Genomic DNA, 15,022 nt, shown 5'->3' on the forward strand with positions numbered 1-15,022 from the left:
CGCCTGACTTTATCTCCTGCCGGCCAGCCCGGCCCGTTTCTGTTTGCCTTCTTATCCGTTTCCGAATGCCCTTAGTGGCAATGCCATGCTGCGGGCGGTGTAGGAAGGTTCGTATTCTGAAGTCAGTAGATTCAAGAGGTTTAGCCCGATGTTACTGATGATCGACAACTACGACTCATTCACTTACAACGTCGTCCAATACCTCGGCGAGCTAGGTGCCGAGGTCAAGGTCATTCGCAATGACGAAATGACCATCGCTGAAATCGAAGCCCTCAACCCGGAGCGCATCGTTGTCTCCCCTGGCCCCTGCACGCCGAGCGAGGCGGGTGTGTCGATCGAGGCGATCCTGCACTTTGCTGGCAAACTGCCGATTCTGGGCGTCTGCCTGGGCCACCAGTCCATCGGCCAGGCATTTGGCGGCGACATCGTGCGTGCCCGCCAGGTGATGCACGGCAAGACCAGCCCCGTGCTGCACCGCGACCTGGGCGTGTTCGCCGGCCTCAACAACCCGCTGACCGTGACTCGCTACCACTCCCTGGTGGTCAAGCGTGAAACCCTGCCCGATTGCCTGGAGGTCACTGCCTGGACTGCCCATGCAGACGGTACGGTCGACGAGATCATGGGCCTGCGCCACAAGACCCTAAATATCGAAGGGGTGCAGTTCCACCCCGAGTCCATCCTCACCGAGCAGGGCCACGAGCTGTTCGCCAACTTCCTCAAGCAGACCGGCGGCCGCCGCTAAGGATCGAACATGGATATCAAGAGCGCGCTGAGCCGCATCGTCGGTCATCTGGACTTGTCCACCGAAGAAATGAGCGACGTCATGCGTCAGATCATGACCGGTCAATGCAGTGAGGCGCAGATCGGCGCCTTCCTGATGGGCATGCGCATGAAAAGCGAGAGCATTGACGAGATCGTCGGCGCGGTGTCGGTGATGCGTGAGCTGGCCGACAAGGTCGAGCTGAAGAGCCTCGATGGCGTGGTCGATATCGTCGGCACCGGTGGCGATGGCGCCAACATCTTCAACGTCTCCACCGCCTCCTCGTTTGTGCTCGCCGCGGCCGGTTGCCCGGTGGCCAAGCACGGTAACCGTGCGGTCTCGGGCAAGAGCGGTAGCGCAGACCTGCTGGAAGCCGCTGGCATCTACCTGAACCTGACCCCAGTGCAGGTCGCCCGCTGCATCGACAGCCTGGGCATCGGCTTCATGTTTGCCCAGAGCCATCACAAGGCAATGAAGTACGCCGCTGGCCCGCGCCGTGAGTTGGGCCTGCGCACCCTGTTCAACATGCTGGGCCCGCTTACGAATCCGGCCGGTGTGAAGCACCAGGTGGTCGGCGTGTTCACCCAGGCCCTGTGCCGCCCGCTGGCCGAAGTGCTGCAGCGGTTGGGCAGCAAGCACGTGCTGGTGGTGCATTCCAAGGACGGCCTGGACGAGTTCAGCCTGGCGGCGCCGACGTTTGTCGCCGAGCTGAAAAATGGCCAGATCACCGAGTATTGGGTAGAGCCGGAAGACCTCGGCATGAAGAGCCAGAGCCTGCATGGCCTGGCGGTTGAAGGCCCACAGGCCTCCTTCGAGTTGATTCGTGATGCCTTGGGCCGACGCAAGACCGAGAACGGCCAGAAAGCCGCGGAAATGATCGTGCTCAATGCGGGCGCCGCGCTGTACGCCGCGGATCATGCCATGACCCTGGCACAGGGCGTGGAACTTGCCCATGACGTGCTGCACACCGGCCTTGCCTGGGAAAAACTGCAGGAGCTGGGTGCCTTCACCGCCGTATTCAAGCTGGAGAACGAAGCATGAGCGTACCGACCGTGCTGGAAAAGATCATCGCTCGCAAAGTTGAGGAAGTGGCCGAGCGCAGTGCCCGGGTCAGCCTGGCTGAGCTGGAGCGCCTGGCCAAGGCCGCCGACGCGCCACGTGGCTTTGCCAATGCGCTGATCGAGCAGGCCAAGCGCAAGCAGCCGGCGGTCATTGCCGAGATCAAGAAGGCGTCGCCGAGCAAGGGCGTGATCCGCGAGCACTTCGTGCCAGCGGAAATTGCCGTCAGCTACGAGAAGGGCGGGGCGACCTGCCTGTCGGTGTTGACCGATGTGGATTACTTCCAAGGCGCGGATGTGTACCTGCAGCAGGCGCGCGCGGCAGTGTCGTTGCCGGTGATCCGCAAGGATTTCATGATCGACCCCTACCAGATCGTCGAGGCCCGTGCACTGGGCGCTGACTGCGTGCTGCTGATCGTCTCGGCGCTGGATGACGTGAAGATGGCCGAACTGGCTGCCACAGCCAAGGATGTCGGCCTTGATGTGTTGGTCGAAGTGCATGACGGCGATGAGCTGGAGCGTGCGTTGAAAACCCTCGACACGCCGCTGGTGGGGGTGAACAACCGCAACCTGCACACCTTCGAGGTCAGCCTGGAAACCACCCTTGACCTGCTGCCGCGTATTCCGCGTGATCGCCTGGCGATTACCGAGAGCGGCATCCTCAACAGGGCCGATGTAGAGCTGATGGCAATCAACGAGGTTTACTCGTTCCTGGTGGGTGAGGCGTTCATGCGCGCTGATCAGCCTGGGCTGGAATTGCAGCGGTTGTTCTTCCCGGAGCAGGTGAAGAAGACTGTTCAGCCACTGGACTGATCGAAACGAAGCCGGCGTGACTGCCGGCTTTTTTGTATGCCTGTAATGGCCCTTTCGCGGGTAAACCCGCACCCACAGGTACTTCGGCGCCCTTGTGGCTGTGTTGAACCTGCGGGGATCGATAACAACATCAAAGGTGGATCAATGACCGATCAACCCCTGGCACTGACCGTTGAACAAGGCCTGCATGCCGAACAGGACCTGCTGGCCGCCGTCTGCCGCGGCGAACGCGACAGCGGTGTGCTGTTTTGGCGCCCGACCGACCATGCCCTGGTCATGCCGCGGCGCATGAGCCGCCTGGACAACTTCGAAGCCGCCTGTGCCGAGCTGGCGATCGCTGGCTGGCCGGTGCTGTTGCGCGAGACCGGCGGTGAACCGGTGCCGCAGTCGCATGCCACGGTCAATGTGGCGCTGGTCTATGTGGCGCCGCGCGTTGAAGGTGACCATGGGCGCATCGAAAATGCCTACGAGCGGCTGTGCCTGCCGCTGTGCGAGGTGCTACGCGAGTGGGGCGGGGTGGCTTCGGTGGGCGAGATCGACGGGGCGTTTTGCGACGGCCGCTATAACGTCAACCTCAATGGCCGCAAACTGGTCGGCACGGCCCAACGCTGGCGCCAGGGGCTGGGTGGCAAACGCCCGGTGGTGTTGGTGCATGGCGCGTTGCTGCTGGATAACGAGCGTGAATCGATGGTCGCGGCAGTCAACCGCTTCAACGAATGCTGCGAACTGGAGCAGCGCTGCCGGGCCGATGCGCATATTGCCTTGCACGAAGTGGCGCCCCAAGCGCCCTGGTTCGAGCGCCTGTCACAGGCTTATGCCAAGGTGCTGGCCGATTTGCCCAAGGACTAACGGGTACCGTAGACCACCATGGTCTTGCCCTTGACCTGCACCAGGCTGCGTTCCTCGAGGTCTTTGAGGACGCGGCCGACCATCTCCCGCGAACAACCGACGATACGCCCAATCTCCTGCCGAGTGATCTTGATCTGCATACCGTCCGGGTGGGTCATCGCATCGGGTTGCTTGCACAGTTCGAGCAGGCAGCGGGCAACACGCCCGGTGACATCGAAGAAGGCCAGGTCGCCAACCTTGCGCGTGGTGTTACGCAGGCGCTGGGCCATCTGGCCGCCCAGGGCGTAGAGGATGTCGGGGTCCTGGCGGGAGAGTTCGCGAAACTTGTCGTAACTGATCTCTGCTACTTCGCATTCAGTCTTGGCGCGGACCCAGGCGCTGCGTTGCTGCTCGCCCTCTACGGGCTCGAAAAGGCCCAGCTCGCCAAAGAAGTCTCCATTGTTGAGGTAGGCAATGATCATTTCGTGACCATCGTCGTCCTCGATCAGGATGGTCACCGAACCCTTGATGATGAACGACAGTGTTTCGGCCTTGTCGCCGGCGCAGATGATGTTGCTTTTAGCGGTGTAGCGGCGGCGTTGGCAGTGCACCAGCAGTTTGTCGATGTTCTTGATCTTGGCGGGTAGGGCGGAGGCAACCATCACGAAATCCTGTTCGATACGACGCATAGGTTTCTTATAGAGAGTGTCTGGCAGAACGCGCCAGTCATTTGGCGCCAGCTTATCAGACACTACAGGATGTTTCGGTACTAAACCGACACGTCTCGAGCTTTTCCGACAGCCACACAAGGTCTAAGCTGACACCCTTTTCCGAATATTAGGAGTCCGGGTAGATGAAGGCACGTATCCAGTGGGCCGGTGACGCGATGTTCCTCGGCGAGTCGGGGAGCGGGCATGTCGTCGTGATGGACGGCCCACCCGAGGCCGGTGGCCGAAACCTGGGCGTGCGCCCGATGGAAATGCTGTTGCTGGGCCTGGGTGGCTGCAGCAGTTTCGATGTGGTGAGCATCTTGAAGAAGTCGCGCCAGGCCGTGGAAAGCTGCGAGGCGTTTCTGGAGGCTGAGCGCGCCAGTGAAGACCCGAAGGTGTTTACCAAGATCCACATGAACTTCGTGGTCAAGGGCCGTGGCTTGAAAGAGGCCCAGGTCAAACGCGCCGTGGAGCTGTCGGCGGAGAAGTACTGCTCGGCTTCGATCATGCTGGAGCGTGCAGGTGTCGAGATTACCCACGGTTACGAGATTGTAGAGCTGGGTTAAGTGCTGGATTGTTGGGGCTGCTTCGCAGCCCATCGCAGGCAAGCCAGCTCCTACAGGCCCGCGCCGTTTTGGAGGCTTGCGTTTAACCTGTAGAAGCTGGCTTGCCTGCGATGGGCCGCGAAGCGGCCCCTGCTATCTTCAGTCACGTAATGCCGGAAGGGCCACCCGCAACCACTGCGGTAAACCGTTTCTGAAGGCCTGGCTCAACCGCTCCCGCCGCTTCTGGTAAACCAGACCCAGCCAGATAACCCCCAGCCCAATCACCGTCACCACCACTGGGAACAGCAGCGATTCGGCGAATACCTCGTAAGACAGGTACCCCAGGTAAGCCGCCACGCCCAATGCCCCGAACACCATGAACACCGGCCTGCGTAACAGCACGGCGATGCCCATCAGGCCGATATTGATCAGGCAGTAGAGGGCCTTGCCCAGTTCGCTACCGCTGTCCACCAGGGTCAACCCGCCCCAGAACGCCGCAAGCCCAGCCAGATACCCCCAGTGGGCATAGTCCTCACGCGTGCGGCCGTCCACCACCAGAAACACCAGCAGCATGCCCAAACCGAACCACAGCGACACTTCGCGTCGTTGTTCCCAGCTGAACGGCGAGCCATAGAACCATTCGCTGAGGTCCATCGACATGAACCACAGCGCCACGGCAATCGGCATCATGATGAACGGGAAGGGGATCAGCCTTAGCATGAGCAACCCGGCAATCACAGTTGCTGCTTCCATCATCAGCCAGCCACCCTGCACATAGGTGTAGTACTGGTGATAGGCGGTTTGCCTGTCATCCATCGGCCACCAGCCCACCAGGCGCTCGATGGCGAATACCGCCAGCGGCACGATGCTGACCGCGACCGCCGCCAGTACACCGGCGGCAATCGGCTGAGCGCGCCGTTGCAAATTAAGGGCAAAGAGGGTCAGCAGGACGATGTACAAGGTGGCAATGGCCAGCAGTGCCCAGTCGCCGATCGACATCCAGGCTTCAGTCAGCAGCCAGCCCATGGCGCCCATGATGAGCAAGGCGCCGAAATAGAAGGCGACGTGCGCCAGCTGAAAGCTGCCACGTGTTGCCGGTTGCTGGCGCAGAAACTGCAGCAGGGCCTGGTCTTGGCCCGGCTGGAGGATGCCGGCTTGCACGGCACGCGCCAGGTCCTTGGCGCTGAATCGTTCCGTCATGGGGGTGCCTTCAGATGCGGTAAGTGCTTTTGGTCATGACCTTGGCCAGCAGGCTCATGCCGAAACGCACAGGGGCAGGGAAGCGATAGCCGCCCGCTTCGAGGGCAGATTCGGCGTGCTGCTCTTCATCGATGCGCATCTGCTCAAGGATCGCGCGGGACTTTTCGTCCTCGTGCGGGATTTGCTCCAGGTGTTCGTCCAAGTGTTTGCACACCTGATGCTCGGTGGCTGCGACGAAGCCCAGGCTGACCTTGTCGCTGACCAGGCCGGCGAGGGCGCCAATACCGAACGACATGCCGTAGAACAACGGGTTGAGCACGCTCGGGTGGCTGTTCAGCTGACGAATGCGCTGTTCACACCAGGCCAGGTGGTCGATTTCTTCCTCGGCGGCGTGCTCCATGGCTTTGCGTACCTGGGGCAGCTTGGCGGTCAGGGCCTGGCCTTGGTACAGCGCCTGGGCGCAGACTTCGCCGGTATGGTTGATGCGCATGAGGCCGGCAATGTGGCGGCTCTGGGCGTCGTCCAGGTCGGCATCCGGCTGGACGATGGCCGGGGATGGGCGGGACGGTTGGCCGCTGAAGGGCAGCAAGGTGCGCATGGCGGTATCGGCCTGCAGCAACAAGCGGTCGAGCGGCGAGTAGTGACGTTCGGTAGCCATCGGGCACCTCCGCAAGAGTGTGCCCGACAGTTTACCGCAATAGCGCAAGGGTCGCTTGCCCTGGATCAGCCCGGTGGCCAGTGCATCTGGCGTTGGCCAAGCACGTGCATATGGATGTGGTAGACGGTCTGCCCACCTTGCTCGTTGCAGTTCATGACCACGCGGAAGCCGTCATCGCAACCCAGTTCCTTGGCCAGGCGCTGAGCAGTGAACAGGATGTGGCCGGCCAGGCCTTTATCCTCTTCGGTCAAATCGTTGAGGGTGCGGATGTGCTTTTTCGGGATGACCAGAAAATGCACGGGCGCCTGGGGGGCGATATCGTGGAACGCCAGAACCTGGTCGTCCTCGTAAATGATCTTCGCCGGGATTTCCCGGTTGATGATCCTGGTGAATAAATCGTCCACAGCACTTGCTCCATGGTGAGGGTCCGGGCCGAGTGTACTCAGCCGGGCGCCGCTCGCCCAGTGGCTATTCCATTCCGACCGGGCAGTAGCGGCGATGGATTACCCCGGCGAGCTTGCGCACCAACCAGCGCGGTAGCAGGCGTGGCGCGAACGCCAGCCAGCGATTGCGTCGGCCGGGGGTGATCAACGTGCGGTTTTTGTCCAGGGCACGCACGGTGTACAGCGCCACTTCCTCGGGGCTGAGGCAGCGCGTGCTGCCCTCGAGCCGCGGAATGCGCCGGCGCGAAGAGCGTACCGGGCCAGGGCAGAGTACCGAGACCTTGATGCCGGTGCGCTTGAGCTCCTCGCGCAATGCTTGGGAGAAACTCAACACATAAGCTTTGCTGGCCGCGTAGGCCGCCATCCAGGGGCCCGGTGCGACGCCGGCCAGGCCTGCGACATTGAGGATCTGCCCGCCACCCTGTACAGCCATCAGGTTGCCGATGGCATGGCAGAGGCGGCTCATGGCCAGGATATTGACCTCCAGCAGGTCCTGCTCGTCGGCCCACTCATGGGCCAGGAACGGCCCGTAGGTGCGCAGCCCCGCGCAGTTGACCAGCAGGTCGATTCGCCGCTCACCTTCTTCCAGCTCTAGCACAAAGCCCGAAAGGCGAAGCGGCTGGCTGAGGTCACAGGCGCGGAACAACACTTCGACACCGAAGCGTTGGGTCAGCTCGATGGCCACCGGCTCCACCGTTTCGCGCTGACGTGCCACCAGGATCAGATTGCGCCCGCGCCGTGCCAGCGCTTCCGCCAGGGCCAGGCCCAGGCCGCTGGAAGCACCAGTGATCATGGCGTAACGGGTCATGCAAAGGCTCCTGGGGGCTGAAGAGGGCGCCTAGTGTACAGCTTGGCTGGGCAAGGTGTTGCCTTTTGCTACAAGGCCTGAGCGCGAATACCCTGGCAGCGATCCAGGGCTTCCCGGTACTCGCTTTGCAGGCGTTCGATCAGCACGCGGGCGTCCGGCAGGTCATGGATATCGCCCACCCCCTGGCCTGCCGACCATACGGTTTTCCAGGCCTTGGCTTCATCGTCGATCGGCTTGAGCTTGCCCAGTTCGTGGCCATTCTTGAGTGCGTTCATGTCATAGCCCGCCTGCTCCAGGCTGGGGCGCAGGAAGCTCGCTGGCACACCGGACACCGCCGGGGTGTGGACGATATCGACGGCATGGGCATCGAGCAGCATCTGCTTGTAGGCATCCTGGGCCTGGCTTTGCACGGTGGCAATGAAGCGGGTGCCCATGTATGCCAGGTCCGCACCGAGCAGTTGTGCCGCGAGAATTTCATGGCCATGGTTGATGCAGCCCGCCAACAGCAGGGTCTTGTCGAAGAACTGCCGGATTTCGGCCACCAGGGCGAAAGGGCTCCAGGTACCGGCATGACCGCCGGCACCCGCCGCGACGGCGATCAAGCCATCGACGCCGGCCTCGGCGGCTTTCTCGGCATGGCGGCGGGTGGTGACATCGTGGAACACCAGGCCGCCGTAGCTGTGCACGGCATCGACCACTTCCTTCACTGCGCCCAGGCTGGTGATGACGATCGGCACCTTGTGCGCTACACACAGGGCCAGGTCGGCCTGCAAGCGCGGGTTGGTCGGGTGCACGATCAGGTTCACCGCATAGGGGGCCGGTGCTTGCAACTGTGCCAGGCCTGCTTCGATCTCTTCTAGCCAAGCCTTGAACCCGGCACTGTCGCGCTGGTTCAGCGCCGGGAAGCTGCCCACCACGCCACTGGCGCAGCAGGCCAGAACCAGGCTCGGGTTGGAAATCAGGAACATCGGTGCTGCCACCACGGGCAGGCGCAGGCGTTGTTCGAGCGAGGCGGGCAATGACATGGCAAGGCTCCTGTAGGGGGTTACCGTCAGAACGGTTTGACCACCACGAGAATTACGATACCCAGCAGGAACAGCACCGGGACTTCGTTGAACCAGCGGTAGTAGACGTGGCTGCGGGTATTGGCGCCGCTGGCGAAGCGTTTGCGCTGCGCGCCGCACATGTGATGGTAGCCGGTCAGCAGGATGACCAGGGTGAGCTTGGCGTGCAGCCAGCCTTGGCTCAGCCAGCCCGGGGTCAGGTAGAGCATCCAGGCGCCGAACACATAGGTGGCGATCATGGCCGGGTTCATGATGCCGCGGTACAGCTTGCGCTCCATGGTCACGAAGCGGTCCTGGCTGATGCTGTCCTGGCTCTGGGCGTGGTAGACGAACAGCCGGGGCAGGTAGAACAGGCCGGCGAACCAGCAGACCACGCTGACGATATGCAGCGCTTTGATCCATAGGTAAAGCATTGAGGGAGTTCCTTCAGGTTTTCACGGTCGTCAGATAGTAGTGGTCAAGCGCCCGAAGGGTCACCCGAAGAGTTGTTACAGGCGGCTTGCGCCCCTATTATCGTGCGCTTTCCAGTGGGCTCGTTGATAAGGGGCAAGCGTTATGATCAAGGTCGGTATCGTCGGCGGCACGGGTTACACCGGCGTCGAACTGTTGCGTCTGCTGGCGCAGCATCCACAGGCCGAAGTGGCGGTCATCACTTCGCGCTCCGAGGCGGGCGTGGCGGTAGCTGACATGTACCCGAACCTGCGCGGCCACTATGATGGCCTGGCGTTCAGCGTGCCGGACAGCAAGGCCCTGGCGGCGTGCGACGTGGTGTTTTTCGCAACGCCCCATGGTGTCGCCCACGCCCTGGCAGGCGAACTGCTGGCGGCCGGCACCAAAGTGATCGACCTGTCTGCCGACTTCCGTCTGCAGGATGCTACCGAGTGGGGCAAGTGGTACGGCCAGCCTCATGGCGCGCCTGAGCTGCTCAAGGACGCCGTCTATGGCCTGCCTGAAGTCAACCGCGAAAAAATCCGCCAGGCACGCCTGATTGCGGTCCCGGGCTGCTACCCGACGGCCACCCAGCTGGGCTTCTTGCCACTGCTGGAGGCCGGCCTGGCCGACCCGTCGCGCCTGATTGCCGACTGCAAGTCGGGTGTCAGTGGTGCTGGGCGTGGCGCTGCAGTGGGCTCGCTGTTCTGTGAGGCTGGCGAGAGCATGAAGGCCTATGCGGTCAAGGGCCATCGCCACCTGCCAGAAATCAGCCAGGGCTTGCGCCTGGCGGCGGGCAAGGACATTGGCCTGACCTTCGTGCCGCACCTCACGCCCATGATCCGGGGTATCCACGCCACCCTGTACGCCACCGTGGCAGATACGTCGGTCGATCTGCAGGCGCTGTTCGAGAAGCGTTATGCGGATGAACCGTTCGTCGATGTGATGCCAGCTGGCAGCCACCCGGAAACCCGCAGCGTGCGCGGTGCGAACGTCTGCCGTATCGCTGTCCATCGTCCGCAGGGCGGTGATCTGGTGGTGGTGCTGTCGGTGATCGACAACCTGGTCAAGGGCGCGTCGGGCCAGGCGGTGCAGAACCTCAATATCCTGTTCGGCCTGGATGAGCGTATGGGCCTGTCCCACGCGGGCCTGCTCCCCTAACAGGGTAAGCTGGCACAGAGGCCCGCCGTGTGCGGGCCTTTTTGTGGGCGCGACTAAAGCCGCACAATTCTTGACCATTTTTCTCGGAGAAGCGGATAATGCGCGTCATCGAGTTTTATGGCGGCAACTGCGCCGGGAGAATCAGCATGAGCGTCGAAACCTTCACCCCTACCGGTCTGGAATTCACCCAAGGGGCAGCCCAAAAGGTGAAGACCCTGGTCAACGAGGAAGGCAATGAGCGTCTGAAGTTGCGTGTGTTCGTGACCGGCGGTGGCTGCTCGGGCTTCCAGTATGGTTTCACCTTCGATGAAGATGTGGCCGAAGATGACACCATCGTCGAGCGTGAAGGCGTGTCGCTGGTGGTCGACCCGATGAGCTTCCAGTACCTGGCAGGTGCCGAAGTGGACTATCAGGAAGGCCTGGAAGGCTCGCGCTTCATCATCAAGAACCCGAACGCCGCCACCACCTGCGGCTGTGGTTCTTCGTTCTCGATCTGATCACGGGCTGTACGAAAACGCCGCGCATTTGCGCGGCGTTTTGCATTCTGGCAGGGTGTTAAGCGGGGTAGATGGCGCCAAGCACGCGCAGCCCACGGGCTGCTGTCACGCTGGGGCGGTTGGCTGGAATGCCTTCCAGGCAGCAATGGGCAAGCCAGGCAAAGGCCATGGCCTCTACCCAGTCCGGGTCGACGCCATGCGCTGCGGTGCTGTCCACCTGGGCACCTGGCAACAGTTGGGCAAGCCGGCGCATCAGTGTGCCGTTGCGGGCCCCGCCACCGCACACCAGCAGTGCCTCAGTGCCTTGCTGCGCAGTGCCCAGTGATTCGATGATGCTGCGCGCGGTCAGCTCCAGCAGGGTCGCCTGCACATCCTCGGCACGATAGGGCGGCAGCTGGCTCAGGTGGCTGTGCAGCCACGCCAGGTTGAACACTTCGCGGCCTGTGCTCTTGGGGCCGGCGCCTGCAAAGAACGGGTCGCGCAACAGCGCCGCAAGCAAGTCCTCGATCACCACGCCACTCGCCGCCCAGGCGCCGTCAGCATCGTAATGCAGGCCGCGCGAGTGCTCGATCCAGGCGTCCAGCAGCACGTTGCCCGGCCCACAGTCGAAACCATGCACCGGCGTGTCGTTGGCAATCAGGCTGAGGTTGCTGAAGCCGCCGACATTAAGCACGGCGAGCCGTTTGCCCAGGTGGCCGAACAGCGTTTCGTGAAAGGCCGGGACCAGCGGAGCCCCTTGCCCGCCAGCGGCTACATCCCGGCGTCGGAAATCGCCGATCACGCTGATCTGGGTAAGCTCGGCAAGCAGTGCCGGGTTGCCGATTTGCACCGTGAAGCCGCGGGCGGGTTCATGGCGGATTGTCTGGCCATGGCTGCCGATGGCGCGGACAGCGTTGGCTTGCAAGCCCTGGCTCGCGAGCAGGTGGCCGATGCCTTCGGCTGCCAGGCTGGCCCAGCGGTTCTCGGCCAATGCAGCGCGGGCAATCTCGTCAGGGCCGCTGGCGCAAAGGCTCAGCAAGTCCTGGCGAAGGTCGGTAGGCATGGGAATATAGTGAGTGGCGAGCAGTTGAGGCTGCTCGCGCTGTTCGATCAGGGCGATGTCCAGGCCATCTAAGCTGGTACCGGACATGACCCCCAGATAAAGCGCCATGGCTTAGCGCTTGTTCGCTGCGAGCATGGTGGCCTTTTCCTGATCCATGCGGGCGATCAGTGGCTGGCTCTGCTGCAGGAAGCGTTGGCGTTCGGCCTTGGCGATCGGGTCGGACATCGGCACTTTCTGGCTCAGCGGGTCGACGTGAACGCCGTTGACCTGGAACTCGTAATGCAGGTGCGGGCCTGTGGAGAGGCCGGTGGTGCCGATGTAGCCGATGATCTGGCCCTGCTTGACCGAGCCGCCGGTCTTGATGCCTTTGGCGAAGCCTTGCATGTGGCCGTAAAGGGTCTTGTAGCGGTTGCCGTGCTGGATGATCACGGTGTTGCCGTAGCCGCCACGGCGCCCGGCCAGTTCGATACGACCATCACCCGCTGCCTTGATCGGTGTGCCGCGGGGGGCGGCATAGTCGACGCCTTTGTGGGCGCGGATCTTGTTCAGAATCGGGTGTTTGCGGCCAGCGGAGAAGCGTGAGCTGATGCGGGCGAAGTCCACCGGGGTACGGATGAACGCTTTGCGCAGGCTGTTGCCATCGGCGGTGTAGTAGCTGGTATTGCCTTGTTTGTTGGTGTAACGCACCGCAGTGTAGGTTTTGCCGCGGTTGGTGAAGCGCGCAGAGAGGATGTTGCCAGTGCCCACCACCTTGCCATCCATGACTTTCTGCTCGTACACCACGTCGAATTCGTCGCCCGGGCGGATGTCCTGGGCGAAGTCGATGTCGTAGCCAAGGACGCGAGCCATGTCCATGGTCATGCTGTGGGAAAGGCCGGCGCGTTGGGCGGAGGCCGACAACGAGCTCTTGATCACGCCATGGGCATAGGCCGTGCGGACCACGGGCTTGCTGATTTCGCGGTTGAAGGTGTAGCCCTTGGCGTTTTTGGTCAGGCGAATGGTTTCAAGGTTGCTGACCTTGCTGTGCAGGTTGGTCAGCTGGCCGTCCTTGTCGAGCTCGAACTGCAGCACCTGGCCGTGCTTGAGCTGGCTGAACTGCTTCGCCTGCTTGTTGCTGGCCAGCACCTCATGGACCGCGCTGGCCGGCAAGCCGACCTTGGCGAACAGGGTGGAGAGAGTGTCGCCACGCGCTACGGTGACTTCGCGGTGGCCGGGCTGCTTGGCGGCCTCGGCTACCGGCGCTGCTGCAGGCTTTTCCTGTTCGGCTTTCTCGGTGGCCGAATCGGCCTCTTCGATCTGGGCGAACGGCGAGCTTTGCTCAGCGTCAGCCTGCACCAGCGGCGCGGCCTTGGATTCTTCTTTCAGTTGCTCGACCGGGCTTTCCAGTTCGAGGTTGAGGGTGGTTTTCTTGGCTTCGACTTCGCTGGAGGGAAATACCAGCAGTGCCAGGCTGAGCAGGGCGGCGATGCCGCTGGCGGCCAACAGATGGCTTTTCGGATAAAGCGGGGGCGCTTTAGGCGGTTCGTTGGTCATAGGTAAGGTGACTTTTTGAAGAAAAGTGAATATGGAAAAGATGAATGACATGATGAAGATGAAATAACTGTATAAAATATAACCAAATCCATTTTCACGCAAGGGCGCGTAGACGCCGCAAGCCTGCGGTCAGGTCACATTCCGTTGCGAAACTTGTATTTGATGGCCGATCTTGTATGGTTGGCTCCCCTTGAATCTGAGCCTTGCGGGTCTGTCTATGAAGTCGGTTGAAGAGCAGCTGGCGCTTATCAAGCGCGGTGCGGAAGAAGTATTGGTCGAGTCGGAACTGGTGGAGAAGCTCAAGCGCGGCCAACCTCTGCGCATCAAGGCAGGCTTCGACCCTACTGCGCCTGACCTGCACCTTGGGCACACGGTGCTGATCAACAAGCTGCGCCAGTTCCAGGAGCTGGGGCATCAGGTCATCTTCCTGATTGGTGATTTCACCGGGATGATCGGTGATCCGAGCGGCAAGAGCGCCACGCGCCCGCCGCTGACCCGCGAGCAGGTACTGGATAACGCCGAGACCTATAAACAGCAGGTGTTCAAGATTCTCGACCCGGCCAAGACCGAGGTTGCGTTCAACTCCACCTGGATGGACACGCTGACGCCAGCTGACTTCATTCGCCTGGCATCGCAGTACACCGTTGCGCGCATGCTTGAGCGGGATGACTTCGACAAGCGTTACACCACCAATCAGCCGATCGCCATCCATGAGTTCCTCTACCCGCTGGTGCAGGGCTATGACTCGGTGGCACTGAAAGCTGACGTGGAACTGGGCGGTACCGACCAGAAGTTCAACCTGCTGATGGGGCGTGAGCTGCAGCGTGCCTATGGCCAGGAAGCGCAGAACATCGTGACCATGCCGCTGCTCGAAGGGCTGGACGGCGTGAAGAAGATGTCCAAGTCGCTGGGCAACTATGTGGGCATCCAGGAAGCGCCAGGGGTGATGTACAGCAAGCTGGTGTCGATCCCGGACACGCTGATGTGGCGTTACTTCGAGCTGCTGAGCTTCCGCTCGATGGAAGAGATCGAGCAGTTCCGTGCTGATGTTGCCAGTGGCGCGAACCCGCGCGACATCAAGATCAAGCTGGCGGAAGAGATCGTGGCGCGCTTCCATGGTGAAGAGGCTGCTGCCAATGCTCACCGTGCGGCGGGCAACCGAATGAAGGAAGGCGAGTTGCCAGAAGACTTGCCAGAAATCGAAGTTGCTGCGGCTGAAGACCTGCCGATCGCTGCCGTGCTGAACCGGGCGGGGCTGGTGAAGAACTCGGCGATGGCGCGGGATCTGCTGAATGGCGGTGCTGTTAAGGTAGATGGTGCGGTGGTCGATCGTGACTTCGTTTTTGCACTGGGCGCCACTCACGTTTGCCAGGCCGGTAAGAAGGCGTTTGCCCGGGTCACCCTAAAGGCTGAGTGATCGTTAGTAGGTGTAGCTATATAGAAGCGGGGAGGCCGACAGGCCTCCCCGCTTTG

At 62.0% G+C, this 15,022-nt stretch carries 17 protein-coding genes; 8 read left to right on the forward strand and 9 right to left on the reverse strand.

Annotated features, from left to right (window positions below; genetic code table 11):
* The first annotated feature begins 148 nt into the window (after window positions 1–148).
* The 4 genes from GIB19_RS16285 to GIB19_RS16300 all read left to right on the forward strand — a co-directional run bounded on the left by GIB19_RS16285 (window position 149) and on the right by GIB19_RS16300 (window position 3,480).
* On the forward strand, window positions 149–742 hold the full coding sequence (locus GIB19_RS16285) for an aminodeoxychorismate/anthranilate synthase component II (protein ID WP_099428187.1): 594 nt from the start codon (window positions 149–151) through the stop codon (window positions 740–742).
* Between the two features lie 9 nt (window positions 743–751).
* Window positions 752–1,801: an anthranilate phosphoribosyltransferase gene (gene trpD, locus GIB19_RS16290; RefSeq protein WP_027594405.1), complete on the forward strand. Its 1,050-nt coding sequence runs from the start codon at window positions 752–754 to the stop codon at window positions 1,799–1,801.
* Window positions 1,798–2,631, forward strand: coding sequence for an indole-3-glycerol phosphate synthase TrpC (gene trpC, locus GIB19_RS16295; RefSeq protein ID WP_099428188.1), 834 nt, complete (start codon window positions 1,798–1,800; stop codon window positions 2,629–2,631). Before trpD ends, trpC begins: the two co-directional genes overlap by 4 nt.
* A gap of 144 nt (window positions 2,632–2,775) precedes the next feature.
* Window positions 2,776–3,480 (forward strand): lipoate--protein ligase family protein, encoded by a 705-nt coding sequence (locus tag GIB19_RS16300; protein WP_027594407.1) that lies wholly within the window; start codon window positions 2,776–2,778, stop codon window positions 3,478–3,480.
* Here the strand turns inward: GIB19_RS16300 and crp are convergent.
* Window positions 3,477–4,121, reverse strand: coding sequence for a cAMP-activated global transcriptional regulator CRP (gene crp / locus GIB19_RS16305; protein WP_027594408.1), 645 nt, complete (start codon window positions 4,119–4,121; stop codon window positions 3,477–3,479). The genes GIB19_RS16300 and crp overlap by 4 nt on opposite strands.
* A 191-nt stretch (window positions 4,122–4,312) precedes the next feature.
* Between crp and GIB19_RS16310 the strand changes: the two genes are divergently transcribed.
* Window positions 4,313–4,735, forward strand: coding sequence for an OsmC family protein (locus GIB19_RS16310; RefSeq protein WP_027594409.1), 423 nt, complete (start codon window positions 4,313–4,315; stop codon window positions 4,733–4,735).
* A 138-nt stretch (window positions 4,736–4,873) separates the two neighbouring features.
* Here GIB19_RS16310 and GIB19_RS16315 read toward each other — a convergent pair whose 3' ends face one another.
* From GIB19_RS16315 to hemJ, 6 genes are all read right to left on the reverse strand, one after another.
* Complete coding sequence (locus GIB19_RS16315) at window positions 4,874–5,914, reverse strand: DUF2157 domain-containing protein (protein WP_274887215.1); 1,041 nt, start codon at window positions 5,912–5,914, stop codon at window positions 4,874–4,876.
* Between the two features lie 10 nt (window positions 5,915–5,924).
* Window positions 5,925–6,572, reverse strand: a complete 648-nt coding sequence (gene coq7, locus GIB19_RS16320) for a 2-polyprenyl-3-methyl-6-methoxy-1,4-benzoquinone monooxygenase (protein WP_027594411.1) — start codon at window positions 6,570–6,572, stop codon at window positions 5,925–5,927.
* Window positions 6,573–6,637: 65 nt separating this feature from the next.
* The gene (locus tag GIB19_RS16325) at window positions 6,638–6,976 is read right to left on the reverse strand and encodes a histidine triad nucleotide-binding protein (protein ID WP_027594412.1); all 339 of its coding nucleotides are present in this window, start codon (window positions 6,974–6,976) and stop codon (window positions 6,638–6,640) included.
* A 64-nt stretch (window positions 6,977–7,040) separates the two neighbouring features.
* Window positions 7,041–7,823 carry an SDR family NAD(P)-dependent oxidoreductase gene (locus GIB19_RS16330; protein ID WP_027594413.1) on the reverse strand — a complete coding sequence of 261 codons (783 nt, stop codon included), beginning with the start codon at window positions 7,821–7,823 and terminating at the stop codon, window positions 7,041–7,043.
* Window positions 7,824–7,891: 68 nt separating this feature from the next.
* Window positions 7,892–8,848, reverse strand: coding sequence for an NAD(P)H-dependent flavin oxidoreductase (locus GIB19_RS16335; RefSeq protein WP_274887216.1), 957 nt, complete (start codon window positions 8,846–8,848; stop codon window positions 7,892–7,894).
* Window positions 8,849–8,874: 26 nt separating this feature from the next.
* Window positions 8,875–9,300: a protoporphyrinogen oxidase HemJ gene (gene hemJ / locus GIB19_RS16340; RefSeq protein ID WP_027594415.1), complete on the reverse strand. Its 426-nt coding sequence runs from the start codon at window positions 9,298–9,300 to the stop codon at window positions 8,875–8,877.
* Between the two features lie 142 nt (window positions 9,301–9,442).
* Between hemJ and argC the strand changes: the two genes are divergently transcribed.
* Together argC and erpA are read left to right on the forward strand one after the other, a co-directional pair.
* Complete coding sequence (gene argC / locus GIB19_RS16345) at window positions 9,443–10,477, forward strand: N-acetyl-gamma-glutamyl-phosphate reductase (protein ID WP_008089527.1); 1,035 nt, start codon at window positions 9,443–9,445, stop codon at window positions 10,475–10,477.
* Between the two features lie 146 nt (window positions 10,478–10,623).
* Entirely contained in the window at window positions 10,624–10,974 is a 351-nt protein-coding gene (gene erpA / locus GIB19_RS16350; RefSeq protein ID WP_027594416.1) for an iron-sulfur cluster insertion protein ErpA, read from the forward strand.
* 58 nt (window positions 10,975–11,032) lie between these two features.
* Here erpA and GIB19_RS16355 read toward each other — a convergent pair whose 3' ends face one another.
* Together GIB19_RS16355 and GIB19_RS16360 are read right to left on the reverse strand one after the other, a co-directional pair.
* Entirely contained in the window at window positions 11,033–12,124 is a 1,092-nt protein-coding gene (locus GIB19_RS16355; protein WP_274887217.1) for an anhydro-N-acetylmuramic acid kinase, read from the reverse strand.
* Window positions 12,125–12,127: 3 nt separating this feature from the next.
* A complete protein-coding gene (locus GIB19_RS16360; protein WP_099428193.1) occupies window positions 12,128–13,549 on the reverse strand; it encodes a peptidoglycan DD-metalloendopeptidase family protein in 1,422 nt (473 codons plus the stop codon).
* A gap of 217 nt (window positions 13,550–13,766) precedes the next feature.
* Between GIB19_RS16360 and tyrS the strand changes: the two genes are divergently transcribed.
* Window positions 13,767–14,966 (forward strand): tyrosine--tRNA ligase, encoded by a 1,200-nt coding sequence (tyrS, locus tag GIB19_RS16365; RefSeq protein WP_085274082.1) that lies wholly within the window; start codon window positions 13,767–13,769, stop codon window positions 14,964–14,966.
* Window positions 14,967–15,022: the final 56 nt, after the last annotated feature.

It is taken from the genome of Pseudomonas sp. ITEM 17296 (assembly GCF_028895205.1).
Lineage (GTDB): Bacteria > Pseudomonadota > Gammaproteobacteria > Pseudomonadales > Pseudomonadaceae > Aquipseudomonas > Aquipseudomonas kermanshahensis.